At 71.4% G+C, this 23,988-nt stretch carries 28 protein-coding genes; 20 read left to right on the top strand and 8 right to left on the bottom strand.

Annotated elements, in window-relative coordinates; all coding sequences use genetic code 11:
• Window positions 1-4 precede the first annotated feature (4 nt).
• Window positions 5-868: an EamA family transporter gene (locus D8M34_RS09610; protein WP_025102501.1), complete on the bottom strand. Its 864-nt coding sequence runs from the start codon at window positions 866-868 to the stop codon at window positions 5-7.
• A 227-nt stretch (window positions 869-1,095) separates the two neighbouring features.
• Here D8M34_RS09610 and D8M34_RS09605 point away from each other — a divergent pair, with 227 nt between their 5' ends.
• The 3 genes from D8M34_RS09605 to D8M34_RS09595 all read left to right on the top strand — a co-directional run bounded on the left by D8M34_RS09605 (window position 1,096) and on the right by D8M34_RS09595 (window position 4,498).
• Window positions 1,096-2,379 (top strand): M18 family aminopeptidase, encoded by a 1,284-nt coding sequence (locus D8M34_RS09605; RefSeq protein ID WP_126893875.1) that lies wholly within the window; start codon window positions 1,096-1,098, stop codon window positions 2,377-2,379.
• A 44-nt stretch (window positions 2,380-2,423) separates the two neighbouring features.
• Window positions 2,424-3,863, top strand: a complete 1,440-nt coding sequence (locus D8M34_RS09600; protein ID WP_126893874.1) for a purine-cytosine permease family protein — start codon at window positions 2,424-2,426, stop codon at window positions 3,861-3,863.
• Between the two features lie 107 nt (window positions 3,864-3,970).
• A complete protein-coding gene (locus D8M34_RS09595) occupies window positions 3,971-4,498 on the top strand; it encodes a cysteine hydrolase family protein (protein WP_126893887.1) in 528 nt (175 codons plus the stop codon).
• 308 nt (window positions 4,499-4,806) lie between these two features.
• On the opposite strand, the gene D8M34_RS09590 is transcribed toward D8M34_RS09595, so the two are convergent.
• Window positions 4,807-5,517, bottom strand: a complete 711-nt coding sequence (locus tag D8M34_RS09590; protein ID WP_126893873.1) for an MBL fold metallo-hydrolase — start codon at window positions 5,515-5,517, stop codon at window positions 4,807-4,809.
• Between the two features lie 78 nt (window positions 5,518-5,595).
• Between D8M34_RS09590 and D8M34_RS09585 the strand changes: the two genes are divergently transcribed.
• The 6 genes from D8M34_RS09585 (at window position 5,596) to D8M34_RS09560 (ending at window position 11,455) form a co-directional block, all read left to right on the top strand.
• Complete coding sequence (locus D8M34_RS09585) at window positions 5,596-6,120, top strand: TetR/AcrR family transcriptional regulator (RefSeq protein WP_025102506.1); 525 nt, start codon at window positions 5,596-5,598, stop codon at window positions 6,118-6,120.
• A gap of 51 nt (window positions 6,121-6,171) precedes the next feature.
• Window positions 6,172-7,224 carry an alpha/beta hydrolase gene (locus tag D8M34_RS09580; protein ID WP_025102507.1) on the top strand — a complete coding sequence of 351 codons (1,053 nt, stop codon included), beginning with the start codon at window positions 6,172-6,174 and terminating at the stop codon, window positions 7,222-7,224.
• A gap of 276 nt (window positions 7,225-7,500) precedes the next feature.
• A complete protein-coding gene (locus tag D8M34_RS09575) occupies window positions 7,501-8,352 on the top strand; it encodes a tryptophan 2,3-dioxygenase (protein ID WP_126893872.1) in 852 nt (283 codons plus the stop codon).
• Window positions 8,352-9,371 carry an amidohydrolase gene (locus D8M34_RS09570; RefSeq protein WP_126893871.1) on the top strand — a complete coding sequence of 340 codons (1,020 nt, stop codon included), beginning with the start codon at window positions 8,352-8,354 and terminating at the stop codon, window positions 9,369-9,371. The genes D8M34_RS09575 and D8M34_RS09570 overlap by 1 nt, the downstream gene beginning before the upstream one ends.
• A gap of 1 nt (window position 9,372) precedes the next feature.
• A complete protein-coding gene (locus D8M34_RS09565; RefSeq protein WP_126893870.1) occupies window positions 9,373-10,644 on the top strand; it encodes a kynureninase in 1,272 nt (423 codons plus the stop codon).
• Complete coding sequence (locus tag D8M34_RS09560) at window positions 10,634-11,455, top strand: PaaX family transcriptional regulator (protein ID WP_126893869.1); 822 nt, start codon at window positions 10,634-10,636, stop codon at window positions 11,453-11,455. Before D8M34_RS09565 ends, D8M34_RS09560 begins: the two co-directional genes overlap by 11 nt.
• On the opposite strand, the gene D8M34_RS09555 is transcribed toward D8M34_RS09560, so the two are convergent.
• A complete protein-coding gene (locus D8M34_RS09555; RefSeq protein WP_025102512.1) occupies window positions 11,452-11,943 on the bottom strand; it encodes an FBP domain-containing protein in 492 nt (163 codons plus the stop codon). The two genes, D8M34_RS09560 and D8M34_RS09555, sit on opposite strands and share 4 nt — an antisense overlap.
• Before the next feature lie 292 nt (window positions 11,944-12,235).
• Here D8M34_RS09555 and D8M34_RS09550 point away from each other — a divergent pair, with 292 nt between their 5' ends.
• Window positions 12,236-12,583, top strand: coding sequence for a hypothetical protein (locus D8M34_RS09550; protein ID WP_025102513.1), 348 nt, complete (start codon window positions 12,236-12,238; stop codon window positions 12,581-12,583).
• 21 nt (window positions 12,584-12,604) lie between these two features.
• On the opposite strand, the gene D8M34_RS09545 is transcribed toward D8M34_RS09550, so the two are convergent.
• Window positions 12,605-13,006 (bottom strand): hypothetical protein, encoded by a 402-nt coding sequence (locus tag D8M34_RS09545; RefSeq protein ID WP_126893868.1) that lies wholly within the window; start codon window positions 13,004-13,006, stop codon window positions 12,605-12,607.
• Between the two features lie 191 nt (window positions 13,007-13,197).
• Between D8M34_RS09545 and D8M34_RS09540 the strand changes: the two genes are divergently transcribed.
• Window positions 13,198-13,404 (top strand): CsbD family protein, encoded by a 207-nt coding sequence (locus D8M34_RS09540; RefSeq protein ID WP_025102515.1) that lies wholly within the window; start codon window positions 13,198-13,200, stop codon window positions 13,402-13,404.
• Between the two features lie 69 nt (window positions 13,405-13,473).
• On the opposite strand, the gene D8M34_RS19270 is transcribed toward D8M34_RS09540, so the two are convergent.
• Complete coding sequence (locus tag D8M34_RS19270) at window positions 13,474-13,638, bottom strand: hypothetical protein (protein ID WP_164498167.1); 165 nt, start codon at window positions 13,636-13,638, stop codon at window positions 13,474-13,476.
• 121 nt (window positions 13,639-13,759) lie between these two features.
• Here D8M34_RS19270 and D8M34_RS09535 point away from each other — a divergent pair, with 121 nt between their 5' ends.
• From D8M34_RS09535 to D8M34_RS09510, 6 genes are all read left to right on the top strand, one after another.
• Complete coding sequence (locus D8M34_RS09535) at window positions 13,760-14,026, top strand: DUF7218 family protein (protein WP_025102516.1); 267 nt, start codon at window positions 13,760-13,762, stop codon at window positions 14,024-14,026.
• A gap of 5 nt (window positions 14,027-14,031) precedes the next feature.
• Window positions 14,032-15,108, top strand: a complete 1,077-nt coding sequence (locus D8M34_RS09530) for a carboxylate-amine ligase (RefSeq protein ID WP_025102517.1) — start codon at window positions 14,032-14,034, stop codon at window positions 15,106-15,108.
• Window positions 15,109-15,146: 38 nt separating this feature from the next.
• Window positions 15,147-16,553 carry an MFS transporter gene (locus tag D8M34_RS09525; protein WP_025102518.1) on the top strand — a complete coding sequence of 469 codons (1,407 nt, stop codon included), beginning with the start codon at window positions 15,147-15,149 and terminating at the stop codon, window positions 16,551-16,553.
• Entirely contained in the window at window positions 16,550-17,419 is an 870-nt protein-coding gene (locus tag D8M34_RS09520; protein ID WP_051582153.1) for an endo alpha-1,4 polygalactosaminidase, read from the top strand. The genes D8M34_RS09525 and D8M34_RS09520 overlap by 4 nt, the downstream gene beginning before the upstream one ends.
• A gap of 104 nt (window positions 17,420-17,523) precedes the next feature.
• Window positions 17,524-18,570, top strand: a complete 1,047-nt coding sequence (locus D8M34_RS09515; protein WP_126893867.1) for an iron-containing redox enzyme family protein — start codon at window positions 17,524-17,526, stop codon at window positions 18,568-18,570.
• On the top strand, window positions 18,567-18,773 hold the full coding sequence (locus D8M34_RS09510) for a CDGSH iron-sulfur domain-containing protein (RefSeq protein WP_060922967.1): 207 nt from the start codon (window positions 18,567-18,569) through the stop codon (window positions 18,771-18,773). The genes D8M34_RS09515 and D8M34_RS09510 overlap by 4 nt, the downstream gene beginning before the upstream one ends.
• Window positions 18,774-18,779: 6 nt before the next feature.
• Here D8M34_RS09510 and D8M34_RS09505 read toward each other — a convergent pair whose 3' ends face one another.
• On the bottom strand, window positions 18,780-19,559 hold the full coding sequence (locus D8M34_RS09505; protein WP_126893866.1) for a YggS family pyridoxal phosphate-dependent enzyme: 780 nt from the start codon (window positions 19,557-19,559) through the stop codon (window positions 18,780-18,782).
• A 73-nt stretch (window positions 19,560-19,632) separates the two neighbouring features.
• Between D8M34_RS09505 and gabT the strand changes: the two genes are divergently transcribed.
• On the top strand, window positions 19,633-20,976 hold the full coding sequence (gabT, locus tag D8M34_RS09500; RefSeq protein WP_126893865.1) for a 4-aminobutyrate--2-oxoglutarate transaminase: 1,344 nt from the start codon (window positions 19,633-19,635) through the stop codon (window positions 20,974-20,976).
• Here the strand turns inward: gabT and D8M34_RS09495 are convergent.
• Complete coding sequence (locus tag D8M34_RS09495; RefSeq protein ID WP_126893864.1) at window positions 20,960-21,640, bottom strand: HAD-IA family hydrolase; 681 nt, start codon at window positions 21,638-21,640, stop codon at window positions 20,960-20,962. The genes gabT and D8M34_RS09495 overlap by 17 nt on opposite strands.
• Before the next feature lie 26 nt (window positions 21,641-21,666).
• On the opposite strand from D8M34_RS09495, the gene D8M34_RS09490 reads away from it, so the two are divergent.
• A complete protein-coding gene (locus D8M34_RS09490) occupies window positions 21,667-22,380 on the top strand; it encodes a glutamine amidotransferase (RefSeq protein WP_126893863.1) in 714 nt (237 codons plus the stop codon).
• 65 nt (window positions 22,381-22,445) lie between these two features.
• Here D8M34_RS09490 and D8M34_RS09485 read toward each other — a convergent pair whose 3' ends face one another.
• Window positions 22,446-22,991: a carboxymuconolactone decarboxylase family protein gene (locus tag D8M34_RS09485; RefSeq protein ID WP_126893862.1), complete on the bottom strand. Its 546-nt coding sequence runs from the start codon at window positions 22,989-22,991 to the stop codon at window positions 22,446-22,448.
• Window positions 22,992-23,112: 121 nt separating this feature from the next.
• Here D8M34_RS09485 and D8M34_RS09480 point away from each other — a divergent pair, with 121 nt between their 5' ends.
• Window positions 23,113-23,964: an AraC family transcriptional regulator gene (locus D8M34_RS09480; RefSeq protein ID WP_025102527.1), complete on the top strand. Its 852-nt coding sequence runs from the start codon at window positions 23,113-23,115 to the stop codon at window positions 23,962-23,964.
• The last annotated feature ends 24 nt before the right edge of the window (window positions 23,965-23,988 follow it).

Here is a 23,988-nt window from a genome sequence, read left to right as displayed (position 1 = left end):
GGCCTCAGAGCGCGAGCAGCACGATCCCGGTGAGGACGACCAGCGAGGCGCCGATCCGCCAGCCGGGCCGGGACTCGCGCAGGACGAAGGCGCCGAACAGGCTCACGAGCACGACGCTGACCTCCCGCAGCGGTGCCACGAGAGCCACCGGAGCGATCTGGATGGCCGTCAGCACGAGGATGTAGGACAGCGGCGACAGGATGCCGAAGGCCAGGATGCGCCGCCACTGCGTGCGCCCCAGCGCCACGACCGCACCCCATCGTCCGCGCACCGCCACGGAATAGAACGGCACCTGCAGCAGCGTCGTCCCGACCATGAACGCCACGGGTGACAGCTCCCACTCCCGCACCGCGTGGGCGTCCCAGATCGTGTAGACCGCGATGGCCACGCCGGTGAGAGCACCGAACAGGAGGCCGGGGTCGATGCGGCGCCCGCTGCCCGCCGGACGGCGGTCGACGAACCCGATCGCGACCACACCGGCGATCACCGCGGCGACGCCGACGAGCGCCAGGGCCGAGGGGCGTTCGCCGAGCAGGAGCACGGCGACGATCACGGAGAGGAAGGGGCCGGTGCCGCGTGCCGTCGCATAGACGGTCGACAGGCTGCCCTCCCGGTAGCCGCGCTGCAGCACGGCCATGTAGGCGACGTGCAGGACCGCGGAGACGGAGACCCCGAGTGCGAACGAGCCGAGGTCGGCCGCACCGAGTCCGCCCGTGAACGGCACGGCCCCGATCCAGACGGCGGTGCTGGCGACCGCACCCCACCACAGGAACGGCGAGCCGGCGCGGCTGATGCCGTGCGCGATGACGTTCCAGGACGCGTGGGCGATCGCGGCGGCGAGGACGAGGACGAGAGCGACAGCGGACACGGCAGACCCTTCCCTCCGCCGCGGGCGCGACGAATCGGGTCCTCCGGGCTTTTGTCCTGTCAGATGACGGCCCTCCTGCGGAGGAGGACCGTGGCGCCGCTCGGACCAGACGGGTGCAGACCCCGGAACCCTAGGCGCTATCGCCACCACCCTATCCCCGACCGGGAGGGGCGCGGTGACCGGGCGCGACTACGCTCGAAGGACACCCTGCGCAGGAAGGTCATGCCATGCCCGTCACCCCGGACGCCCTCGCCCACGCCGAAGACCTCGCCGACTTCGTCGCCGCATCCCCGTCGAGCTACCATGCCGCCGCCGAGACCGCCCGCCGTCTGGAGGAGGCCGGCTTCACACGGCTGGAGGAGGAGGACGCCTGGTCTGCGCAGCCCGGAGGCCGGTACCTCGTCGTCCGCGACGGCGCGACGATCGCATGGGTGGTGCCGGAGGACGCGACCGCCACGACGCCCGTGCACGTGTTCGGAGCGCACACCGACTCCCCCGGCTTCAAGCTCAAGCCGCAGCCCACCACCGGAGCCCGTGGCTGGCTGCAGGCCGCCGTCGAGGTGTACGGCGGTCCGCTGCTGAACTCCTGGCTCGACCGGGAGCTGCGCCTCGCCGGCCGGCTCGCCCTCGCCGACGGACGGGTCGTCCTCGCCGACACCGGAGCCCTGCTGCGCCTCCCCCAGCTCGCCATCCACCTCGATCGCGGGGCCAACAACGGCCTCGCGCTCGACAAGCAGACCGAGACGCAGCCGGTGTGGGGTCTGGGCGATCCGACCGAGGCCGATCTGCTGGCCGAGCTCGCCGACTCCGCCGGCGTGGACGCCGCAGAGATCCGCGGCTACGACGTCGTGGTCGCCGACGCCGCACCGGGCGCCGTGTTCGGCAAGGACGACGCGTTCTTCGCCTCCGGCCGGCTCGACGACCTCGCCTCCGTGCACGCCGGCGTCGTGGCCCTCGCGGCACACGCCCCCGTGGCGGGCGCGCCGATCGCGATCCTCGCCGCGTTCGATCACGAAGAGCTCGGTTCCGAGTCGCGCTCCGGCGCCGCAGGCCCCTTCCTCGAAGACGTTCTGGAGCGTCTCTACGCGGGGCTCGGCGCCGACGGCTCCGCCCGCCGCCAGGCGTACGCGTCGTCGTGGTGCCTGTCCAGCGACGTGGGGCACTCCGTGCACCCGAACTACATCGGCCGGCACGACCCCGTCGTGCAGCCCGTGCTCGGCTCCGGACCCATCCTCAAGCTCAACGCCAACCAGCGCTACGCGACCGATGCGGTCGGCGCCGCGTCCTGGCGGAACTGGTGCGATCGGGCCGAGGTCGTGACGCAGGAGTTCGTCTCGAACAACAGCGTGCCGTGCGGCTCGACGATCGGCCCGATCACCGCGACCCGGCTCGGCATCCGGACGGTCGACGTGGGCATCCCGATCCTCTCGATGCACTCCGCCCGCGAGCTCGCCGGGGTCTCGGACCTGCACGACCTGACCCGCGTGGCCGGGGCCTTCTTCGCCGGCTGAATCGGGCCGCGCGGAGTGCGCCCCCGGAGTGCCAGGATGTGAGGATGACCGACATCAGGCCGGCTCTCATCGAGCGTGCAGGCATCGAGATCATCCCCGAGTCCGAGCGGACCGCCCAGCCCCGCGACCTGTTCTGGCCGTGGTTCGCGGCGAACGTCTCGGTGTTCGGGATGTCGTACGGCTCGTTCGTGCTCGGCTTCGGCATCTCCTTCTGGCAGGCGACGGTCGTCTCGGTCATCGGCATCGTCGTGTCGTTCCTGCTCTGCGGGCTCATCGCGATCGCGGGCAAGCGCGGGTCGGCGCCGACGATGGTGCTCTCCCGGGCCGCGTTCGGCGTGCAGGGGCAGAAGGTGCCAGGGGTCGTGTCCTGGCTCACGTCGATCGGGTGGGAGACGTTCCTCGCGATCATGGCGGTGCTCGCCACGGCGACCGTCATCACACAGCTCGGCGGCGAGGGCGACAGCCTGTGGCTGAAGATCCTCGCCACCGTGATCGTCGCGGCGCTGATCGTCGCCGCCTCCGTGCTCGGGTACCACACGATCATGCGGCTGCAGTCGGTGCTGACGTGGATCACCGGCGTCGTGACGATCGTCTACATCATCCTCGCGGCGCCGACCATCGACCTCGCCGCGGTGCTGGCCCGGCCGGACGGCGGCATCGGTCAGGTCGTCGGCGCGCTCGTGATGGTGATGACCGGATTCGGGCTGGGGTGGATCAACATCGCCGCGGACTGGTCGCGCTATCAGAAGCGCACCGCGTCGGACGGGGCGATCGTCGCCTGGAACACCATCGGCGGCTCGGTGGCACCGGTCATCCTCGTCGTCTTCGGTCTGCTGCTCGCGGGATCGGACGAGGAGCTGATGGTCGCGATCGCCGCCGATCCGATCGGCGCGCTCGCGAGCATCCTGCCGGTGTGGGTCCTCGTGCCGTTCCTGTTCACGGCCGTGCTCGCGCTCGTCTCCGGCGCGGTGCTCGGCATCTACTCCTCCGGCCTGACCCTGCTCAGCCTCGGCATCCGCATCCCGCGGCCGTCCGCGGCGGCGATCGACGGCGCGATCCTCACCGCGGGCACCATCTTCGTGGTGTTCTTCGCGACCGACTTCCTCGGCCCGTTCCAGAGCTTCCTCATCACCCTCGGCGTGCCGCTGGCCTCGTGGGCCGGCATCCTCATCGCCGACATCCTGCGGCGGCGGAAGGACTACGACGAGGCGGCCCTGTTCGACAGCCGCGGCCGCTACGGCGCCTGGGACTGGACCTCCATCGGCACCATGGTCGTCGCGAGCGTGATCGGGTGGGGCCTCGTCCTCAACGGCTTCGCGGACTCGGCGCCGTGGAACAACTGGCAGGGATACCTCCTGTTCCTCGTCGGCGGGACGGACGGGGACTGGGCGTACGCGAACCTCGGGGTGTTCGTGGCGCTCGTGCTCTCGTTCCTCGTGACCTGGTTCGCGCGGGCCGGGAAGATCCGGCGGCAGGAGTCGTGAGCCCTTCGACAGGCTCAGGGACCCAGGGGGCGGCAGGCTCAGGGACCCAGGGGGCGGCAGGATCCGGGGCCGAGGAGGCGGCCGGTTCCGCAGACGAGAGCTGGCTCGTGGTGATCGATCCGCAGGTGATCTTCGCGTCGCCCGACTCCGCCTGGGGCTCGCCGTTCTTCGCCGCCGCGATGACGAACATCCGGCGCCTCGCGGACGCCTTCGGCGAGCGCGTGCTCGTGACCCGGTGGCTGCCGACGGCCGACCGCTCGACCTCCTGGGGCGAGTACTTCGCCGCGTGGCCGTTCGCCGACCGCCCCGCTGACGACCCGTTGTACGCGCTCGTCCCCGAGGCGGAAGGGCTGTCTCCACATCCCACCGTCGACCTCCCGACGTTCGGCAAATGGGGTCCGGAGCTGGAGGCGATCGTGGGGCGCGGTGGTCGGATCGTGCTCGCAGGGGTGTCCACGGACTGCTGCGTCGTGTCCACCGCTCTCGCCGCCGCGGACGCCGGGGCACGCGTGACGCTCGCGGCGGATGCCTGCGCCGGCTCCACGGCCGAGAACCATGCGGCCGCCGTGCAGGTCATGTCCCTGTATCCCCCGCAGATCACCGTGACCGACACCGCCACCCTCCTCTCCCCCTGACCCCGCCCCTGACCCCTCCCGCGCCCGTGCGGGACGGAAATCGCACCTCCGCGCACCGTTTCGCGCCCGTTTTCGATCCGGCACGCCGGCGAGCCCTCCCAGCGGGACGGATTCCGCCCCTCGCGCGGGTCCGCCGGGCACGGTTTCGATCCCGCACGGAGTCCGCGTCGCGGGACGCGAAACGCACCTCCGCCGCGCGACGGCGGTGCGTTATCGATCCGGCACGGTGCTGCGGCGTTCGGGCGGGACGGGAAGTGCACCTCGGCAGAGGCGGGGAGGAGCGTTATCGAACCCGACAGGGGCGAGCGTCAGGCGTGGGCGCGGACCGCGGCGGCGATGTCGGCGGGAGTTCCGTGCCACGGAGCACCATGGCCGGGAAGGACCCACTCGGCCTCGAGCGCCGCGAGGCGGTCGAGCGAGGCCAGGGCTTCCGCGGGCTCGTCGGTGAACGGGGCGGGTTGCGCGCCCTCCTCCCCCGTGAGCACATGCCGCGTGGTCAGGGCGTCGCCGACGAACACCGCGCCGACCGCCGGGACGTGCACCGCGATGCTCCCCGGCGAGTGCCCCGGAAGACCCACGACGAACGGGGCCCCGGGGAGGTCGAGCACGTCGCCGTCCGCGACCTCGGAAACCTCGGTGACGTAGCGCGTGCGGAGCGCACTCTTGCGGAGGCCGTAGGCGAGGAACCCGAGCATGGGACCGATCCGGGAAGGACCCATCGGGGTCTTCGGCTTCTCCCCGGTACGCACGCGGTGTGCATCGGCGCCGTGGATGTACACCGGAACGCCGGACTCGCGACGCAGTCGTTCCGCGAATCCGATGTGGTCGCTGTCGCCGTGGGTCAGCACGAGTCCGCGGATGTCGGACAGCGGGCGGCCGATCACGGCGAGCTCCCGCTGAAGGTCATGCCAGTGCCCGGGCAACCCGGCGTCGACGAGGGTGATGCCCTCGGGCAGGTCGATGAGGTACGAGGCGACGATGTCGTTGCCGAGGCGGTGGAGGTGAGGGGCGAGCTTCATGATGATCCTCTCGGGCGATTGCGATGGCTACGTTACGTAGCTATCATGGCTACTGTCAATAGCCATCGAGGAGGATCCATGCCCACCCCCGAACGCACGTCGATCGATGCCATCGTCGCGGCCGGCCAGGAGATCATCGAGGCCGACGGTCCTGCGGGGCTCACGATGCAGGCGGTCGCGGAGCGTGTCGGCGTGCGGGCCCCCTCCCTCTACAAGCGCGTGCGCGATCGTGAGGCGTTGCGAGTCGCGGTCGCCACGGCATCCGTCGATGCCCTCGCGACCCAGCTCGAGGCGGCCGGCGACGACCTCTCCACGCTCGCCCGGACCTATCGCGCCTTCGCTCATGCGCATCCGGAGGGTTTCCGCCTCATGTTCAACGCCGCGGTCTCCCGCGAGGCCCTGGAACGCTCCGCCGCCCCCGTCATCCGCGCCTGCGCCACCGCGGTCGGCGAGACGGACGCTCTCGACGCCGCGCGTCTCTTCACCGCCTGGGCCACCGGATTCCTGCAGATGGAACTGTCCGGGGCGTTCCGACTCGGGGGTGACGTCGACCGCGCCTTCGAGTACGGCCTCCGGCGTCTCCTCGCGAGCCTCGCCGGGTGAGGACGCTCGTCATTCCCGGTCCATGACGGCGGATGCTGGCACACTGAGGCCGTGGAAGACTCCCGCAGCACCGCCGGAACCGTGGCCGCGAAGACCGGTCGGACGCCCTGGCGTCGCACGAAGATCGCCGTGGGCACCCTCGCCGCGGTCGCCGCCGTCGTCGCGATCGTCGGCGCGCTCACCCCGTGGCCGTCCGCGATGATCATCCGCTCCGTGTTCACGAAGGGCGGCGACGAGACTGCCGCCGAGATGACCAAGCATGTCCCGGACACCGCCCTCGACGAGCGGAAGGATGTCGCCTACGGTGACGCCGGCGCGGACACGACGATGGACGTCTTCCGCCCCGCTTCCGCCGACGGCGCACTGCCGACCGTGGTGTGGATCCACGGAGGCGCCTGGATCTCGGGCTCGAAGGAGGACGTCGATCCGTACCTCCGCATCCTCGCCGCGGAGGGCTACACGACCATCGGCGTGAACTACACCCGCGGACCCGAGGGCGTGTATCCGCTCGCCGTCCACCAGCTCGACGAGGCCCTCGCCTACATCGACGCGCACGCGGCGGAACTGGGCGTCGATCCGCGCCGCATCGTCCTGGCGGGAGACTCCGCCGGGGCCCAGCTCGCCAGCCAGATGGCGACACTCATCACGAATCCGGACTACGCGGAGATCCTCGGCATCCGCCCGTCGATCCGCGCCGATCAGCTCGTCGCGACCGTGCTGAACTGCGGAGTCTACGACCTCGCCGCGCTGGCTGAACTCGACGGGGTCGCCGGATGGGGTTTCAAGTCGGCGATGTGGGCGTACTCCGGCACGAAGACCTGGGCGGAGGACTCGACGGGTGCCACGATGTCGACCGTCGACTGGGTCACGGCCGACTTCCCCGCGACCTACATCTCCGGCGGCAACGGCGACGGGCTCACCTGGCTCCAGTCGATCCCGATGTCGAAGCGGCTCCAGGAGCTCGGGGTCGACGTGACGCCGGTGTTCTGGCCCGCGCCGCACGAGCCGGAGCTCCCGCACGAATACCAGTTCCACCTCGATCTCCCCGAGGCCCGGAAGGCGCTTGCGGACACCATCGCCTTCCTCGACGCGCACACCCGCTGACCCGGCCCCTTTCGTCCAACCTCGGCTCCGACACGGATGCACGACTCCGGCACGGGTGCACGACCGAATCCTCCGGATACCCGTGCCACTGTCGCCGGGTCTTGCAGTCGGACCCGGGCACGGATGCACGAGCCGGGCACGGGTGCACGACTGCGGCACGGGTGCACGACCGAATCCTCCGGATACCCGTGCCACCGTCGCCGGGTCGTGCTGATGCGTCGGGATTCGGACATAACGTCTCTGTGACGACCGGCACGGAAATGATATGTTCACGAGATGCACACCGAGAACGAACGCGCACTCGAGTCCGGGATCGTCACGGACCTCTCCGGTCGCATGACCTACGGCTCGTACCTCGCGCTCGACCAGCTCCTCACGGCACAGCACCCGGTGAGCGACCCGCAGCACCACGACGAGATGCTGTTCATCATCCAGCACCAGACGACGGAGCTCTGGCTGAAGCAGCTGCTGCATGAGCTCAGCTCGGCGCGGGAACTGCTCGCGGCCGACGACCTGCGCGACGCCCTCAAGCGCATCGCCAGAGTCAAGCGCATCCAGGACGTGATGACGCAGCAGTGGTCGGTGCTCGCGACACTGACCCCGACGGAGTACGCCCAGTTCCGTGGCGCGCTCGGCAACTCGTCCGGCTTCCAGTCGGTGCAGTACCGCGCCGTCGAGTTCGCGCTGGGCAACAAGAACGAGAAGATGCTGAGCGTCTTCCGCGACCACCCCGCGAACCTTGCGCTCCTCACCACCGAGTGGGAGAAGCCCACGCTGTACGACGAGTTCCTCCGCTATGCGTCGCGCCGCGGGCTCCCCGTCCCGCGCGAGATCCTCGACCGGGACGTGCGCCAGCCGTACCGCGAGACCCCGGCCCTCGTACCCGCCATCCGCGCGATCTACCAGGACCCGCGCACCCACTGGGACCTCTACGAGGCCTGCGAGGACCTCGTCGACCTCGAGGACAACTTCCAGTTCTGGCGCTTCCGCCACCTCAAGACCGTGTCCCGGACCATCGGGATGAAGGTCGGCACGGGTGGATCGAGCGGCGTCGGCTTCCTGCAGCGCGCCCTCGACCTGACGTTCTTCCCGGAGCTCTACACCGTCCGCACCGAGATCGGCTCCTGATGCTCGCGGCGACGTTCTTCGACGGCGAGCGCTGGCGCGACGGCGTCGTCGGGCTCGGCGCGGACGGGCGCCCCCAGCTCCGCGATGAGGCGCCCTCCCCCGGCACCCCAGCCCTGGCCGGACGCATCGTCGGCGGCTTCACCGACCACCACGTGCATCTGCAGCTCGTCGACCACATGCTCCTGGCCTCGTCGCGCCTCGGACGGGTGGTCGACCTCGGCGGCGACCCGTCGACCGTCGCGTCTATCGCCGTCCACAATGCAGGAGAACTGGCCGACGGAGGCGGCGCCGGCGCGGTTTCGCGCACGGTGGGGCCGGATTCTCCTGAGTTGCGAACCGTCCGGTACGCCGGCGCCTTCCTCACTTCGCCGGGTGGCTACCCCTCGGATCGGGCATGGGCTCCGGCCGGATCGGTGCGGGAGATCGCGGACCCCGCCGGGGCGGCGGCCGCCGTGGCGGAGATGGCGGCGTCGGGCGCGTCCTTCATCAAGATCGCGAGCAACAGCACCGCCGGCCCGGTGTTCGCCGACGCCCTCTTCCGCGCGATCGTCGAGCTCGCCGTGGCGCACGGCCTCCCCGTCGTCGCCCATGCGGAGGGCACCGGCGAGGCGCAGCGCGTCGTCCGCCTCGGAGCGACGCAGCTCGCGCACGCCCCGTTCACCGAGCGCCTGGACGACGAGGAGATCGCGGAGCAGGCCGTCCGGGCCTCCTGGATCAGCACACTCGCCATCCACGACCCCGCCGCGAGGGCCATCGCGATCGACAACGTCGCCCGCTTCCATGCCGCCGGCGGCACCGTCCGCTACGGCACCGACATGGGCAACGGCCCGACCCCCGTTGACATGAACCCCGACGAGGTCCGTGCCCTCCGCACCGCCGGGCTCGACGACGAGACCCTCCTCCGCGCCCTCGCGCCGGTCGACCCGCTCGATCCCCGCTCTCTCCTGCTCCTGCTGCCACCGGGATCCGCCGATCCCCTGGCCGCCCGCCCCCTCACCGCCGCCGACCTGAAGGTGTGACATGACCGACCGCTCCGCCGACACCGCCCTCCTCGACGCCGCCCGCACCCTGGACGCCGCCGACCCGCTCGCCGCGCACCTCGACGCGTTCGTCGAGGCCCCGGGCGTCACCGCCTATCTGGACGGCAACTCGCTCGGCCGCCCGCTGCGCGACGTGCCGGAGAAGCTCGCCGCGTTCGTGCGCGAGGACTGGGGCACACGCCTCATCCGCTCCTGGGACGAACAGTGGATGGCCCTGCCGATGGAGCTCGGAGACCGCATCGGCGCCATCACCCTCGGCGCGGGGCCGGGGCAGACGGTCGTGTCGGACTCCACGAGCGTCCTGCTGTACAAGCTCATGCGGGGGGCCCTTCGACAGGCTCAGGGCCCCAGGGGCACGGCTCAGGGATCCGCGGGGCGGACGGAGCTCGTGATCGAAGAGGGGAACTTCCCCACCGACCGGTTCCTCGCCGAGGGCGTCGCGGCGGAGATGGGGGCCACGCTGCGCTGGATCACGCCCGACCCGGTGCACGGCGTCACGGTCGACGACGTCGCGGCCGTGGTCTCCGAGCGGACGGCGCTCGTCTCGCTCAGCCACGTCGACTACCGCTCCGGCGCCCTCGCCGACATGCCCGCCATCACCGCCGTCGTCCATGACGCGGGAGCGCTCATGCTGTGGGACCTCTGCCATTCGGCGGGTGTCGTGCCGATGCAGCTCGACGACTGGGGCGTCGACATGGCCGTCGGCTGCACCTACAAGTACCTCAACGGCGGCCCGGGATCGCCCGCGTTCGCCTACCTCCGCCACGACCTGCAGGGCCTGCTGCGGCAGCCGATCCAAGGCTGGTGGAGCGCGGCCGACATCTTCGCCATGGGCCCGGAGTACGTCCCCGCCGACGGCATCCGTCAGCTCCTCAGCGGCACGCCGCCGGTGACCTCGATGCTCGCGATGCAGGGGATGATCGACCTCATCGAGCAGTCGGGGATCGACGGCGTGCGCGCGAAGTCGGAGTCGCTCACCGCGCTCGCTGTGCGGGCGTACGACGAGCTGCTCGCGCCGCTGGACGTCCGCCTGCTCAGCCCTCGTGACCCGGCGCGACGCGGCGGACACATCACGATCGGCCACCCCGATTTCCGGGAGGTCACCCGGAGGCTCTGGGCGGACGGCGTCATCCCCGACTTCCGCTTCCCTGATGGGATCCGGCTCGGGCTGTCGCCGCTGAGCACCTCACACGCCGAGACCGTGGCCGGGGTGCTCGCGGTCAGGGACGCGTTGGAGTCCGGTGTCTCCTGACCCCGCGGCGCCGGTCGTGCTCGATGACATCGACGCCCGCCCCGGCAGCACCGCCTCGCTCCTGCGCACCCTGATCGGCCTGTATCTGCGCCCGCTGGGAGGCTGGATCTCGGCCGCCGATCTCGTGGCGCTGGCCGCCGACCTCGGCATCCCCGCCGCTCCCGCCCGGACGGGCATCGCCCGTCTCAAGCAGAGGGGCCTGCTCCTGCCGGAGCGCCGCGACGCCGTCGGCTACCGGCTGAGCCCGGCGGCCGTGCCGATGCTGGAGCGCGGCGACCGCCGGATCTTCCGGATGCAGGAGATGACCGACGACGATCCGTGGTGCCTCGTGTCGTTCTCGATCCCGGAGAGTGCGCGCAGCGTGCGTCATCAGCTGCGCCGGCGCCTGCAGTGGATCGGCGCCGGCGTCGTCTCCCCCGCCCTGTGGATCTGCCCCGGGCACCTCAGGGCGGAGGCGGAGCAGATCCTCGACGAGCTCGGCGCCCGCCGCTGGGCGACGCTGTTCGACGCGTCGGCCCCCGCCCCGGCCGGCACGCTGGCCGAGGCCGCGGCGGCGTGGTGGGACCTGGACGCGCTGCGCGGCGAGCACGAAGCCTTCCAGGCCTCGCTCACCGCGCTCCCGGATGCGCCGTTCCCCGCGTACGTGCACCTCATCGACCGCTGGCGGGTGCTGCCCTACACCGATCCGGGACTGCCCCCGGCGATGCTGCCGGCCGACTGGCCGGGCGGACGCAGCTTCGAGGCGTTCGCCCGCCTGTCGGCGGCGTGGGCGGCACCCGCCCTCGCGCATGTCCGCGCCGTGACGGCCTAGTCGGTCCGGGCGACCTCGCGCACGAATCCGGTCACATGCTCCTGCAGCCGCAGGATCCGCATCTCGCGCGCGAGCTCGCGGTCGTACCCCGGATAGGCCAGCGGCGGGAGCTTGCGCACCGCCGCGTTGCAGCCGAACTCCGCGCACGCGAGCACACCGACCGTGTCGCCCTTGCGGCCGGCGGCCCCGGCGCGTCGGGCGACGTACAGCTGCACGTCGTTGCGGAGCGTCACGTCCTCGCACCACGAGCACTGGGCGCGGGCGAGCACGCGCTGCTCGGCGCGCTGCAGCACGACGCCCACGGGTTCGTCGTCGATCCACACGACGACATAGGCGCGCCGGGGCAGCTTCGGGTCGATCCAGCCGAGGTAGTCGAGCCGGTCGAAATCGGTCTCGGCGAAGCCGGGCGGCAGAGTGATGTCGGAGACCTCCTTGCGGGAGGCGTTGCAGAAGGAGGCGCGCAGGGCGCGCTCGTCGATGGGACGCATGAGGGGAAGAGCTTTCGGTGTGATCGCCGGAACGGCGAGACGGATCGGAGGATCACCCGGACGATGCCGGGGTACGACGCAGCACCGGGGACGGGGTTCCGCCTCCGGCCGGTCCTCAGCCTCTGCCTGCGGCGCTGAACGCGCCTGCAGCTCCGCTCCGCGCCCCGAGGGCACTCATCGACGACAGCACCCGGCGAGCCTACACCCGTTTGTTTCGTCGCGTGTCGGGAGCGCTGCGGGATCCCGACCTCGTCGACGTACTCTGGCCGGACGCCGATCCGAAGGAGTTCCCGTGTCCACGCCGCTGCACCGCCGTCCGCCCCTCGAGGTGCGTGAGCGTGCGACGTGCATGTGCAGGAACGGCGGCCGCTGCTCCTCGTCGGCCCCCGGCCACGCCCTGCACCTGATCCAGGAGCGTCTCGCCGCGGCGACCCCGGCGCGATGGGCGGACGCGTTCGTGATCGCGGCGGATCCGGGCGCCGGAGACCTCGTCGTCCGCACGCTCGACGGCACCACGCACACGCTGTGGAACGGCTCCGGCGCCGCGCTGGAGGCCACCATCGGCAGCCCGGTCGCCCTCCACCTCGACTACGCCGTGCTCGCCGTGGGACGCACCCGCTTCAACGTCGCCGTCGTGTGACGAGGGCCTGATCCCCTCGGGTCAGGCGCTCGCCATCATCATGTCGCGGACCGCCATGCACGCGTTCATGCAGGCCTGGCACGCCTGAGCGCAGAGGCGGCAGACGTCGCTGTGATCGGCATGCTGCATGCACTCGTCCATGCACATCTGGCACATCGCGATGCAGGCGTCCAGCATCGCCATCATCGTGGCCGGGGTCATCCCCTGCATGCGGAGCATCGATCGCATCATCGTGTGGCACATGTCCGCGCAGTTCATGCACGCGAGGGCGCAGTCCATCTCCTGCGTCGCGCACACCGTGCAGGCCTGCTCGCAGGCGGCACACGCGTCCATACACGCCTGGAGCACCGACATGTCCATCATCGCCATGTCCGGCATCGACTCCATGTTCTTGGATATGGCACCCATCATCATCGCGTCCATCGCACACCGCTCCCTTCGTCCAGGACGACGGGCAGGACACCCGCCTGGCGCCAGGCTAACCCCTGTGCGGGCGGGAGTCGATGGGGGCGGAACGCTGACACGCCCGTCGGTGAATGTCAATCCCGTGGACGGACCGCGACGCCGGTGCGACGCTCGAAGAGAAATCGATCCGTCCAGGAGAGGAGCCTCTTATGAGTGGCGCAGATGACATGAAGAATTCCGCTGAGAAGCTGGGTGGCAAGGTCAAGGAAGGCTTCGGCAAGCTCACCGACAACGAGAAGCTCGAGGCCGAAGGCCAGGCGGATCAGGTGAAGGCCGACGCGAAGCAGGCCGGCGAGAACGTGAAAGACGCCGCGGGCAAGGCCGGCGACAGCGTCAAGGACGCGTTCAACCGCTGATCCCCCACCCGCTGAACCCATGAAGAGGGGGAGGCTCGCCGATGGCGAGCCTCCCCCTCCGCACTCGGGTCAGACCTTGCGGCTGCCGGTGATCGCTCGGATCAGCCAGGCGATCACGGCGATGGCCAGGAGCACCAGACCGACCCACAGCAGGAACTGGAGCGACTGCACCAGTCCTCCGGTGATCGCGAGGATCACGGCGATGACGATGACGATGATCAGGAGGATGTTCATCGGTCTTTCCCTTCTCTGGGGGCGCGGGCGCCCGACTGCGGTGACCTCACGCTAGACCCGAACCACACCCTCTCTGGAGGGGGTTGACTTGGACCCTCCCGATGCGCGAAGGAGCAGAGCAATGCCAGGACGACGCAACAACTCGCTGAAGGATCCGGAGCTGTACGAAGAGCTCCGCGACGACGGGGCTTCGAAGGAGAAGGCCGCCCGCATCTCGAACGCGGCCGCACGAGACGGCCGCAGCTCGGTCGGCCGCCGCGGCGGGAAGCACGGGGACTACGAGGACTGGACCGTTCCCGAGCTGCGGAAGCGCGCGAAGGAGTTGGGTCTCACCGGCTACAGCGGCAAGCGCAAGGCCGAGCTCATCTCCGAACTGCGAAACCACTGACCCGGATGACGCGCTTCGGGATCGAGGAGGAGTTCCTCCTGCTCGATGAGGATTCGCTCGTCCCCGTCGCCCTCAGCGGTGACATCCTGGAGCGCATCGGCGATGACGTCACCGCCGGACGCGTGACCACCGAGTACCTGGCCTCGCAGGTCGAGGCGCTCACCGACCCGGTGCGCACCGGCGCCGAGGCCGTCCAGGAGCTGACGGCGTTGCGCACGGCCATCGGGAGGCAGGCACGCGTCCGGCGCGCGATCGCGGCACCGACCGGCGCGCCGTTCACCACTCTCCGCTCGCCGCGCCTCTCACCGTCGGCGCACTACGACGACGTCGCGCGACGGCTGGCGCACCTCACCCGCGAGCACGAGGTCAACGGCCTGCACGTGCACGTGGAGGTGCCGGACGAGGAGGAGCGGGTCCGTTCCCTGAATCGGCTTCGCGCGTGGCTGCCCCTGCTGCTCGCCCTCAGCACGAACAGCCCGTTCGGCAACGGTCTCGACACGGGCTTCGCGAGCTGGCGGAGCATGCTCATCCGCCGACTCCCCTCGTCGTGGTGTCCGCCCCGGTTCGCCGACGTCGACGACTACCGCACGCGCGTGGACCAGCTCCTCGACCTCGGGACCATCGGCGAGGCGACCTCCCTCTCCTGGGCGGTGCGCCTCTCCGAGCGCTACCCGACCGTGGAGGCGCGCGTCGCGGACACGCAGCTCACCGCGGAGGACGCCGTCCTCTCCGCGCTGCTGACCCGCGGGATCGCCCTGTCGTCCGGGCAGCGGATCGTCGCCGATGAGACGGAGACGATCGACGCGTCGATCTGGATGGCGTCGCGAGCCGGGATGACGGCCCGCCTCCTGGATCCGCTCACGGGCGAGATCGCCCCGGCCTGGACGGTGGCGGAGCACCTTCTCGACGACATCGGACCGGTGCTGGACGAGCTCGGCGATGCGGACGCGGTGCGGGCGGGCCTCGCCCGGATACGGGCCGACGGGACCGGCGCGGCACGGCAGCGTGCGGCGCACGCACGGGACGGGCTCCCCGCGCTCCGACGGCTCCTGCAGGAAGGTACCGGAACACCGCCTGACTGACCGGCCCTCGCGTCCGTCGCCCGGAGTAGGGTCGGCCTGTGTCATCCTTCGCCCCGCTCCAGCGGCTCGTCATCGCGATCGCCGTGCTGGCCTCGTTCGTCACGTTCCTCGACGGGACAGTGGTGAACGTCGCCCTTCCCGCCATCAGCGAGGAGCTCGGCGGCGGGATCACCACGCAGCAGTGGGTCGTCGACGCGTACCTCATCACCCTCAGCGCGCTGATCCTGCTCGCCGGCTCCCTGTCCGACGCCTACGGACGGGTGCTGGTGATGCGGATCGGCCTCATCGCCTTCGGCATCGCGTCCGTCGCGGTCGCCGCCGCGATCGACCCGCTCATGCTCATCGTGGCCCGCGGGGCCCAGGGGGCGGCCGGGGCCCTGCTCGTCCCCAGCTCCCTCGCGCTCATCACCGCGACCATGCGCGGCGACCTGCAGGCGAGGGCCATCGGCGTCTGGACCGCCTTCACCACGGCCGCTCAACTGGTCGGTCCGCTGCTCGGCGGGCTCTTCGTCGACTTCCTGTCCTGGCGCTTCGTCTTCCTCATCAACGTCCTCCCCATCGGGGTGACGCTGGTGCTGCTCGCCCGCCTGCATCTGCCGGAGCACCCGCGGGGCGTCCGCGTGGACTGGTGGAGCGGTGTACTGTGCGCGCTGGGGCTGGGCGCCATCGTCTTCGCCCTCATCGAGCAGCCGAACCTCGGGTGGGCCTCCCCCGCGATCTGGATCCCCGCCGTGGCCGGGGCCGCGCTCTTCGCCGTCTTCCTGTGGCGCCAGGGCCGCTCGGCCACGCCGCTCATGCCGCTCTGGCTGTTCCGGGTGCGCGACTTCGGGTGGGGCAACCTCGCCACGCTGTTCGTGTACGCCGCGCTCTCCCTCAACGGCTTCGTCGTCGGCGTCTACCTCCAGCAGGGGGCGGGACTGAGCGCGACGGCGGCGGGGCTCGCGAGCCTGCCGATGACGATCCTCATGATCCTGCTGAGCTCCCGTGCCGGCGGGTGGGCAGGGCGCTGGGGCCCGCGCATCTTCATGACCGTCGGGCCGCTGATCATGGCCGTCGGAGCGCTGATGCTGCTGACCGTGAACGCCGCCTTCGACTACTGGGCGCAGGTGCTCCCCGCCATGATCGTGATGGGCCTCGGCCTGTCGCTCACCGTCGCCCCGCTGACGGCCGCGATCCTCGGCGCCATCGATGAGAACCACTCCGGCATCGCCTCCGCCGTGAACAACGCCGTCTCCCGCGTCGCCGGTCTGCTCGTGGTCGCGATGCTGTCGACCATCGTCGGCGGCACCCTCGACCTCGGCGGGTTCCACAACGCGGCCTGGGTCACGGCGGCGCTCCTCGTGCTCGGCGGCGTCGTGTCGTGGATCGGGATCCGCCGGAACCCCTCGGAGGCCGCGGCCCCGCCCGCCGACGCCCCCGCGCAGCCGACGCCTCAGCCGCGATGAGCCTCCCCCGTCCCCCGCGCGGTCGAAGCAGCATACGCGTCTCCCTGGCGCCGGCGGCCCTCGTCGCGGTCGGGATCCTCGCCCTCTCCGCCTGCACCGCTCCGTCCGCTCTCCCCGCGGAGGGAACGGCGCCGTCGGCCGCGGTCGCGCTGCCTCCGACCGCCGCCCTCCCGGACTACCAGCTCGGCGGCGCGTACGATCCGGCCGAGGGTGTGGGCATCGTCGGGCGAGACCGCAGCGCGGAGCCGGCTGCCGGCCTCTATTCCGTCTGCTACGTCAACGGCTTCCAGACCCAGCCGGGCGAGCTCGCCGAGTGGCCCGATGGCCTGCTCCTGCACGACGGTGACGAGGTGGTCTTCGATCCCGACTGGCCCGACGAGGCCCTCCTGGACACCACCAGCGCGGCACAGCGGTCCCGCATCGCCGAGATCGTGATCCCGTGGATCGAGGGCTGTGCGGACTCCGGCTTCCAGGCGGTCGAGTTCGACAACCTCGACTCGTTCTCGCGCGCGGACGGCGCCCTGACCCTGGACGACAACCTCGCCCTCGCAGAGCTCTTCGTCGACGCGGCGCACGGCGTCGGGCTCGCCGCCGGGCAGAAGAACGCGGCGGAACATGCGGACGCCCTGAAGGAGCGCGCGGGCTTCGACTTCGCCGTCACGGAGGAGTGCGCCGCCTACGCGGAGTGCGGCGCGTACACCGCGGTCTACGGGCCGCACGTGATCGACATCGAGTACACGGATCAGCTCCCTCGGCCGTTCGCGGAGCTGTGCGCCGACCCGGACACCCCGGCGTCGACAGTGCTCCGCGATCGCGACCTCGTCACTCCGGACGAGGAGGGGTACGTGTTCGCCGGGTGCCCGTGACGGCGGGCGCGCTTGCCTGCCGAGCGCCTCGGCGTCAAGTCCCTGGTGGTCTCCGCTCGCGCGGGTGAGGATGCGGGTGATCGATCCGATGGGAGCCCCTCCTCATGACCGTTTCCACCCTCGACGCCGACACCGCCGTCGCCTTCTCGCCGCGCGGCCCCCTGTCGAGCGCCGCCCTCGGTGTCCTCACGGGTCGCGGTGACGACGCCGCCACCCTCCCCGATCTCGCCGCCACAGCCGTCGCCGCGAGCGACGACGTGGTCAGGGACGACGACATCCAGCTCGCCCTGTTCGTCCTCTACGCGTCCTCCTACGGCTCGCTTCCGCAGCTGGATGCGAGTCTCGAGTGGGACGCCGGGGTGGTCACGGCACGCCGTATCCTCGAGGACGCCTTCGAGGCCGCACTGCGTGACAACATGCCGGTGCCCGAGCTTCCCGAACCCACGGTCGACGCCGTGGGTCGCGCCCTGTTCGCCCTCGCTGCAGCGGACACCGGCCCCAGCCTGTCGCGCCACATCGCCAGGAAGGCCACCCGTGAGCAGGCCGAGGAGTCCCTGATCCTGCGATCGGTGTACACGCTGCGGGAGGCCGATCCGCATTCGTGGGCGATTCCGCGGCTGACCGGGCGCCCCAAGGCCGCGCTCGTGGAGATCCAGTCGGACGAGTACGGCGGCGGCCGCCCGCAGCGGGTGCATGCGGAGCTCTACGCCCGAGCGCTGCGCGCCGCAGGACTCGACGACACGTACGGCGCCTATGTCGACGACGCCCCGGCGATCACACTCGCCTCGCACAACATGATGAGCTTGTTCGGACTCAACCGCCGGCTCGTCGGCGCCATCGTCGGCCACCTCGCCGCCTACGAGATGACCTCGTCGATCCCCTGCCGGTTCTACGCCGACGGCCTGCACCGGCTGGGGTTCGCCGACGAGGTCGCCGCGTACTTCGAGGAGCATGTGGAGGCCGACGCGGTACACGAGCAGATCGCCGCCCGTGACCTCGCGGGCAGCCTCGCCGAGGACCGTCCGGAACTGCTGGCGGACATCCTGTTCGGCGCGGCCGCGTGCCTCACGGTCGACGGCTGGGCCGGAGCCCACACCCTCGACGCCTGGACCGAGGGCCGCTCGGCACTGCGGGAGAGGACGACGGCATGAGCGGTCGAGAGGAGCCGGTGACCGTCACGGCGTACCCGGACGGTCCCCTGCTCGTGCGGGGCGAGATCGAGCTGCACGCGAGCGACGGCACGGTGATCGACCCGCGCCGACGCACCGTGGCCCTGTGCCGCTGCGGGCTCTCCGCGCTCAAGCCCTTCTGCGACGGCACGCACAAGGCGGCCGGCTTCCGCACCGAGGACTGAGCGGGCTCAACCCTCCGGCCAGTAGTGACTGTCGGGGACGGCACGCGCACCGAAGATCGCCTGCCCGACCCGCACGCACGTCGCCCCCTCCTCGACGGCGATCTCATAGTCGCCGGACATGCCCATCGAGAGGGCGCCGTCGCCGATGAGCTCGGGGGTCTCCTCGCGCGCCCTGTCCCGAAGAGTGCGCAGCAGCGCGAAGCACTCCCGCACCCGGGCGTCGTCCGGTGTGAGCAGCGCGAGCGTCATCAGCCCGCGGACACGGAGGGCACCGTAGGACGGCAGGGCCTTCAGGAAGCCCGGAAGCTCGTCGGGCGGCATCCCGAACTTCGAGTCCTCGGCCGAGGTGTTCACCTGCACGTACACGTCGAGGCTGCGCCCTGCGGCCTGCAGGCGCCGGTCCAGGGCTTCGGCGACCCGGAGCCGGTCGAGCGCCTGGAACTCCGCGGCGAACGAGGCGACGTCCCTGGCCTTGTTCGTCTGCAGATGGCCGATGACCACCCAGTCCACGTCGAGATCGGCCGTCTCCCGGTTCTTCCGCACGGCTTCCTGCACCTTGTTCTCCCCGAGCCGACGCAGCCCGGCGTCGATGGCCACCCGCACCCGCTCGGTCGGGACGGTCTTGCTCACCGGGAGCAGGTGCACCGCACCCGGATCACGTCCCGCACGCTCGGCGGCGGCGCCGATGCGGGCGCGGACGGCGGCGAGGTTGGCACGGAAATCCGCGGCGGTGACGGCCGTCGGGTAGCGCGCGGCGCCGTCTCCGACAGGCCCAGACTTTGACATAGGTCAAAATTTAACATAGCTTCGGGACCACGTCGCGCGCCCGTCGACGCCCCCTTCGCGAAGGAGCCCTCTCATGTCCACACCCGGCCTGTTCTCCGACACCGCACTGACGGCTCCGCGCCTGCGCACCGAGGTTCCAGGGCCGCGGAGCCGGGCGCTGCACGAGCGCCGGCAACGGGTCGTCCCCCGCGGCGTCGGCAGCGTGCTTCCCGTCTACATCGAGCACGCCGACGGCCCCTGGGTCACCGACGTCGACGGCAACCGCTTCCTCGACCTCGGCAGCGGCATCGGCGTGACGACGATCGGCCACACCAACCTCGCAGCCGTCACCGCCGCGGCCGAGCAGCTCGATCGGGTCACGCACACGCTCTTCACCGTCACCCCGTACGAGGGCTACGTGCGCCTCGCGGAGCTGCTCGCGGAGAAGGTGCCCGGCACCCACGAGACCCGCACGGCCTTCGCGAACTCCGGCGCCGAAGCCGTCGAGAACGCGGTGAAGATCGCCCGGAGACACACGGGACGGCGCGCTGTCGCCGCCCTCGACCACGCGTTCCACGGGCGCACCAACCTCGCGCTCGCCATGAACCACAAGGCGGCGCCGTACGGAACCGGGTTCGGCCCGTTCGCTCCCGACATCCACCGTGTCCCCAATTCCTATCCCTACAGGGACGGCCTCGACGGGACGGAGGCCGCGGCGCGCACGATCGCCCATCTGGAGCAGCGCATCGGCGTCCACGACCTCGCCGCCGTCATCGCCGAGCCCGTCCAGGGCGAGGGCGGCTTCGTCGTCCCTGCCGCGGGCTACCTGCCGACCCTGCAGGAGTGGTGCACGCGGAACGGCGTGGTGTTCATCGCCGACGAGATCCAGACGGGCCTCGGGCGCACCGGGACATGGTTCGCGAGCACGCACTTCGACCTCGTTCCGGACCTCGTGCTCACGGCGAAGGGCATCGCCGGCGGGTTGCCCCTGGCCGGGGTGACCGGTCGCGCCGAGATCATGGACGCACCCGACCCGGGCGGCCTCGGCGGCACGTTCGGCGGAAACCCGGTCTCGATCGCCGCCGCCCTCGCGGTGTTCGACGAGCTGGAGCACGGGACCTTCTTCGCGGACGCCCGGCGGATCGGCGCGCACCTGTCCGCGCGGCTCGAGGGCCTGCGCGCCCGTCACGCCGTCGTCGGGGACGTCCGCGGGATCGGTGCCATGCAGGCCTTCGAGCTGAGCACCCCTGGCACGACGCGACCGCTGGCCGGGGCCGCCTCCATGGTCGCGGAGTTCGCCGCCCAGCGCGGGATCCTGCTGCTCACCGCGGGCAGCGACGGCAACGTGATCCGCTTCCTGCCGACACTCACGACGACGGACGAGCAGCTCGACGTCGCGGTGGACGTCATCGACGAGGCCCTCAGCGCGCTCCGCTGAGCACTTGCAGGCACAGCGCCTCGCCGCTCCAGCGCACGCGGGCGAGGTCGTGCACGATCAGGTCGGGGTGGGCCGCCGCAGAGCCGGCGCCCACTCCGACCACGAGCCCCGCGCCTGCCGCCCGCGCCGCACGGATCCCCGGTGCCGAGTCCTCGAAGACCACGCAGTCCCGCGGGTCCCGCCCGAGCAGACGCGCGGCGCGGAGGTAGGGGTCGGGAGCGGGCTTGCCGCGGTCCACGTCTTCGGCGGCGACGAGCAGGGCGGGTGCCGGGATGCCCGCACCCCGCATCCGCGCGGTCGCGACCGCCCTGTTGCTGCTCGTCGCAACCGCCCAGAGCTCGGACGGCAGCGCAGCGAGCAGGGCAGCGGCCCCCGGGATCCCGGTGGTCGCCGGGGCGACGGCGAGCTCTCGCGCGAGGAGATCGACGGTCGCCTCGGCGGCCCGCTCCGGCCCGACGATCGCCGCGACCACCTCACTCGGTCGCATGCCGTGCGGGGCGTCTCGGAGGAAGTCGAATCCCGGGGCGTACCGGCGGGCCCAGGCATCCCACGCGATCGCCGCCGAGGGGACCGAATCCACCAGCACGCCATCGCAGTCGAACAGGACCCCCGCGGCGTGCACGATCACTTCGGAGCCCTGAACCTCCTGTGCTATTTTTGGCATAGGTCAAATCTATCCGAGGAGAGTGCATGTCCGCGTCCCGCACGCCCCGCACGGCCGTCGCCGTCCGCCACGTCCCCTTCGAAGACCTCGGGATCCTCGCCCCCCTGCTGGCGGAGCGCGGTTACGAGACCACCCTCCTCGATGCCGGCGTCGACGAACTCGACGCGGACGCCGTCGCCGGAGCCGACCTGCTCATCGTTCTCGGCGGACCGATCGGGGTGTACGACGACGATCGCTACCCCTTCCTGCTCTCCTCGAAGGCCGCCGTCGCGGCGCGACTCGACAGCGGCGGCGCCACGCTCGGCGTCTGCCTCGGCGCGCAGCTCCTCGCCGAATCCCTGGGCGCAGCGGTCCGGCCGACCGGCGCGGTCGAGATCGGCTTCGGTCCGCTCACGCTGACGCCCGAGGGCCGGGAGTCGGTCCTGGCCCCGCTCGACGGCGAGCCCGTGCTGCACTGGCACGGGGACGAGTTCGCGATCCCCGCCGGGGCGCAGTCCCTGGCGCACACCCCGGGCTTCCCGCATCAGGCCTTCGCGGTGGGGCGCACTCTCGGCCTCCAGTTCCACCTGGAAGCCGACCACCGCGTCATCGAGCGCTGGCTCATCGGCCACGCCCACGAACTGCATCACCACGGCATCGACCCGCGGGTGATCCGGGAGCAGGCACGCGTCCTCGGCCCCCGGCTCGAGACGCTCGCCACCCGCGTCCTCACCGACTGGCTGGATGCGGTCGAGGCCTAGCGAGCCGGCCGGGGCAGCGGAAGAGGCCGGACCCCCAGCGAATCCGGCCTCTGCTCCCCTCGACCTCAGGCGGCGCGACGCAGCGGCACCGTCGGGAAGTCGATCGGCACGTCGAGCGCGATGTTCACGTAGTTCGTGAAGAGGTTCAGCGCGACCTGGCCGATGGTCTCGACGATCTGCTCGTCGTTCCAGCCGTGCGCGCGGAGGGCGTCGACATCGGCCGAGGTCACCTGGCCGCGCTCGTCGACGAGCTTGAGCGCGAAGGCCAGCAGCGCCGCGGTGCGCGGGTCGTCGGAGGTGCCTTCCTGCGCCTCGGCGAGGACCTCGGTCGAGAGGCCGGCCTTCTTGCCGAGCGCGGTATGCGCGGCGAGGCAGTAGCCGCACGAGTTGCGGTTCGCGACGGCGACGGCGATCTGCTCACCCAGCGCCGCACCGAGCGTGCCCCCACCGTAGGCGCCGAACGCGCTCCACATGCTGGTCAGGGCCGCAGGCGAGTTCGCGACCGCGCGGAACATGGCGGGGACGGCGCCGAAGGCGGAGCCGATCCGCTCGAGCTGGTCCTTGACGGGGCCGGTGGCGGCCTCACGGTCGACGAGAGGGACGTTGGGCATGGGATGCTCCTTTGTTCGAGACGAGCCGGGTTCGGCTTCCCCTTCAGTCTTCCGCGGCAGTGAGTACGATACGTATCATTTGATCTTGCATTCATGACACATCGTCCAGAAGAATGGAGGAATGCCGCCGCTCGACCGCCTCACCCCGTTGCTCGACCGCTTCCGAGTGCGCAGTCGCCTGTTCCACACCGGACCGCTCTGCGGCACCACGGTCTTCGCGGCGAGCGCCGGCCACGGCTTCCTCCACGTGCTGCGGCGCGGCGAGATGGAGGTGACGCATCAGCGCCCGGACGGACGCATCGAGCGCGAGACCATCACCCGCCCGAGCCTGTTGTTCTTCCCCCGCCCGATCGATCACACCTTCCTCAATGCCCCGACCGAGGAGTCCGACTTCGCCTGCGCCACGATCGATTTCGACGGCGGGGCCACCCACCCGCTCGTGCGCACCCTCCCCTCCGTGATCGTCCTGCCGCTCGACGAGGTGTCCACCCTCGCGCCTGCGCTCGACCTCCTCTTCGCCGAGGTCGACAACGTGCGCTGCGGTCGTCCCCTGCTCGCCGACCGGATGTTCGAGGTCGTGCTCATCCAGCTCCTCCGCTGGATGCTCGACCACTCCGGCGAGCTGGCGCTTCCCCCGGGACTGCTGCCCGGACTCTCGGACGAGCGTCTGGCACCCGCGCTCGTGGCGATGCACGAAGCACCCGGCGAGCCCTGGAACCTCGACACGCTCGCGCGCACCGCGGCCATGTCGCGCAGCGCCTTCGCCGCCCGCTTCAAAGAGGTCGTCGGCCGCGCGCCGGGCGACTACCTGACGGAGTGGCGGCTCACGATCGCCCAGGAGCAGCTGCGTGCCGGCATGTCGGTGAGCGCGGTCGCCGCCGATCTGGGCTACGCCAGCGCGTCGGCGTTCTCCCGCGCGTTCGCCCAGCGGCTCGGCCGTTCGCCGCGCGCCTGGCTCGGCCTCGCGGCCTGAACTCACCCGCCGGCCGCGGGTGTC

This window comes from Microbacterium sp. HSID17254 (genome assembly GCF_003989315.1).
Lineage (GTDB): Bacteria > Actinomycetota > Actinomycetes > Actinomycetales > Microbacteriaceae > Microbacterium.
This window is presented reverse-complemented; position numbering and strand designations above follow the sequence as displayed.

What these genes read in the sequence shown, in the direction of transcription:
- D8M34_RS09605 (WP_126893875.1), top strand. Translation starts at nt 1,096, where the DNA reads ATGCCCGTCACCCCGGACGCCCTCGCCCACGCCGAAGACCTCGCCGAC.
- D8M34_RS09600 (WP_126893874.1), top strand. Translation starts at nt 2,424, where the DNA reads ATGACCGACATCAGGCCGGCTCTCATCGAGCGTGCAGGCATCGAGATC.
- D8M34_RS09590 (WP_126893873.1), bottom strand. Translation starts at nt 5,517, where the DNA reads ATGAAGCTCGCCCCTCACCTCCACCGCCTCGGCAACGACATCGTCGCC.
- D8M34_RS09585 (WP_025102506.1), top strand. Translation starts at nt 5,596, where the DNA reads ATGCCCACCCCCGAACGCACGTCGATCGATGCCATCGTCGCGGCCGGC.
- D8M34_RS09575 (WP_126893872.1), top strand. Translation starts at nt 7,501, where the DNA reads ATGCACACCGAGAACGAACGCGCACTCGAGTCCGGGATCGTCACGGAC.
- D8M34_RS09570 (WP_126893871.1), top strand. Translation starts at nt 8,352, where the DNA reads ATGCTCGCGGCGACGTTCTTCGACGGCGAGCGCTGGCGCGACGGCGTC.
- D8M34_RS09565 (WP_126893870.1), top strand. Translation starts at nt 9,373, where the DNA reads ATGACCGACCGCTCCGCCGACACCGCCCTCCTCGACGCCGCCCGCACC.
- D8M34_RS09555 (WP_025102512.1), bottom strand. Translation starts at nt 11,943, where the DNA reads ATGCGTCCCATCGACGAGCGCGCCCTGCGCGCCTCCTTCTGCAACGCC.
- D8M34_RS09545 (WP_126893868.1), bottom strand. Translation starts at nt 13,006, where the DNA reads ATGGACGCGATGATGATGGGTGCCATATCCAAGAACATGGAGTCGATG.
- D8M34_RS09540 (WP_025102515.1), top strand. Translation starts at nt 13,198, where the DNA reads ATGAGTGGCGCAGATGACATGAAGAATTCCGCTGAGAAGCTGGGTGGC.
- D8M34_RS19270 (WP_164498167.1), bottom strand. Translation starts at nt 13,638, where the DNA reads ATGAACATCCTCCTGATCATCGTCATCGTCATCGCCGTGATCCTCGCG.
- D8M34_RS09535 (WP_025102516.1), top strand. Translation starts at nt 13,760, where the DNA reads ATGCCAGGACGACGCAACAACTCGCTGAAGGATCCGGAGCTGTACGAA.
- D8M34_RS09530 (WP_025102517.1), top strand. Translation starts at nt 14,032, where the DNA reads ATGACGCGCTTCGGGATCGAGGAGGAGTTCCTCCTGCTCGATGAGGAT.
- D8M34_RS09520 (WP_051582153.1), top strand. Translation starts at nt 16,550, where the DNA reads ATGAGCCTCCCCCGTCCCCCGCGCGGTCGAAGCAGCATACGCGTCTCC.
- D8M34_RS09515 (WP_126893867.1), top strand. Translation starts at nt 17,524, where the DNA reads ATGACCGTTTCCACCCTCGACGCCGACACCGCCGTCGCCTTCTCGCCG.
- D8M34_RS09510 (WP_060922967.1), top strand. Translation starts at nt 18,567, where the DNA reads ATGAGCGGTCGAGAGGAGCCGGTGACCGTCACGGCGTACCCGGACGGT.
- D8M34_RS09505 (WP_126893866.1), bottom strand. Translation starts at nt 19,559, where the DNA reads ATGTCAAAGTCTGGGCCTGTCGGAGACGGCGCCGCGCGCTACCCGACG.
- gabT (WP_126893865.1), top strand. Translation starts at nt 19,633, where the DNA reads ATGTCCACACCCGGCCTGTTCTCCGACACCGCACTGACGGCTCCGCGC.
- D8M34_RS09495 (WP_126893864.1), bottom strand. Translation starts at nt 21,640, where the DNA reads ATGCCAAAAATAGCACAGGAGGTTCAGGGCTCCGAAGTGATCGTGCAC.
- D8M34_RS09490 (WP_126893863.1), top strand. Translation starts at nt 21,667, where the DNA reads ATGTCCGCGTCCCGCACGCCCCGCACGGCCGTCGCCGTCCGCCACGTC.
- D8M34_RS09485 (WP_126893862.1), bottom strand. Translation starts at nt 22,991, where the DNA reads ATGCCCAACGTCCCTCTCGTCGACCGTGAGGCCGCCACCGGCCCCGTC.
- D8M34_RS09480 (WP_025102527.1), top strand. Translation starts at nt 23,113, where the DNA reads ATGCCGCCGCTCGACCGCCTCACCCCGTTGCTCGACCGCTTCCGAGTG.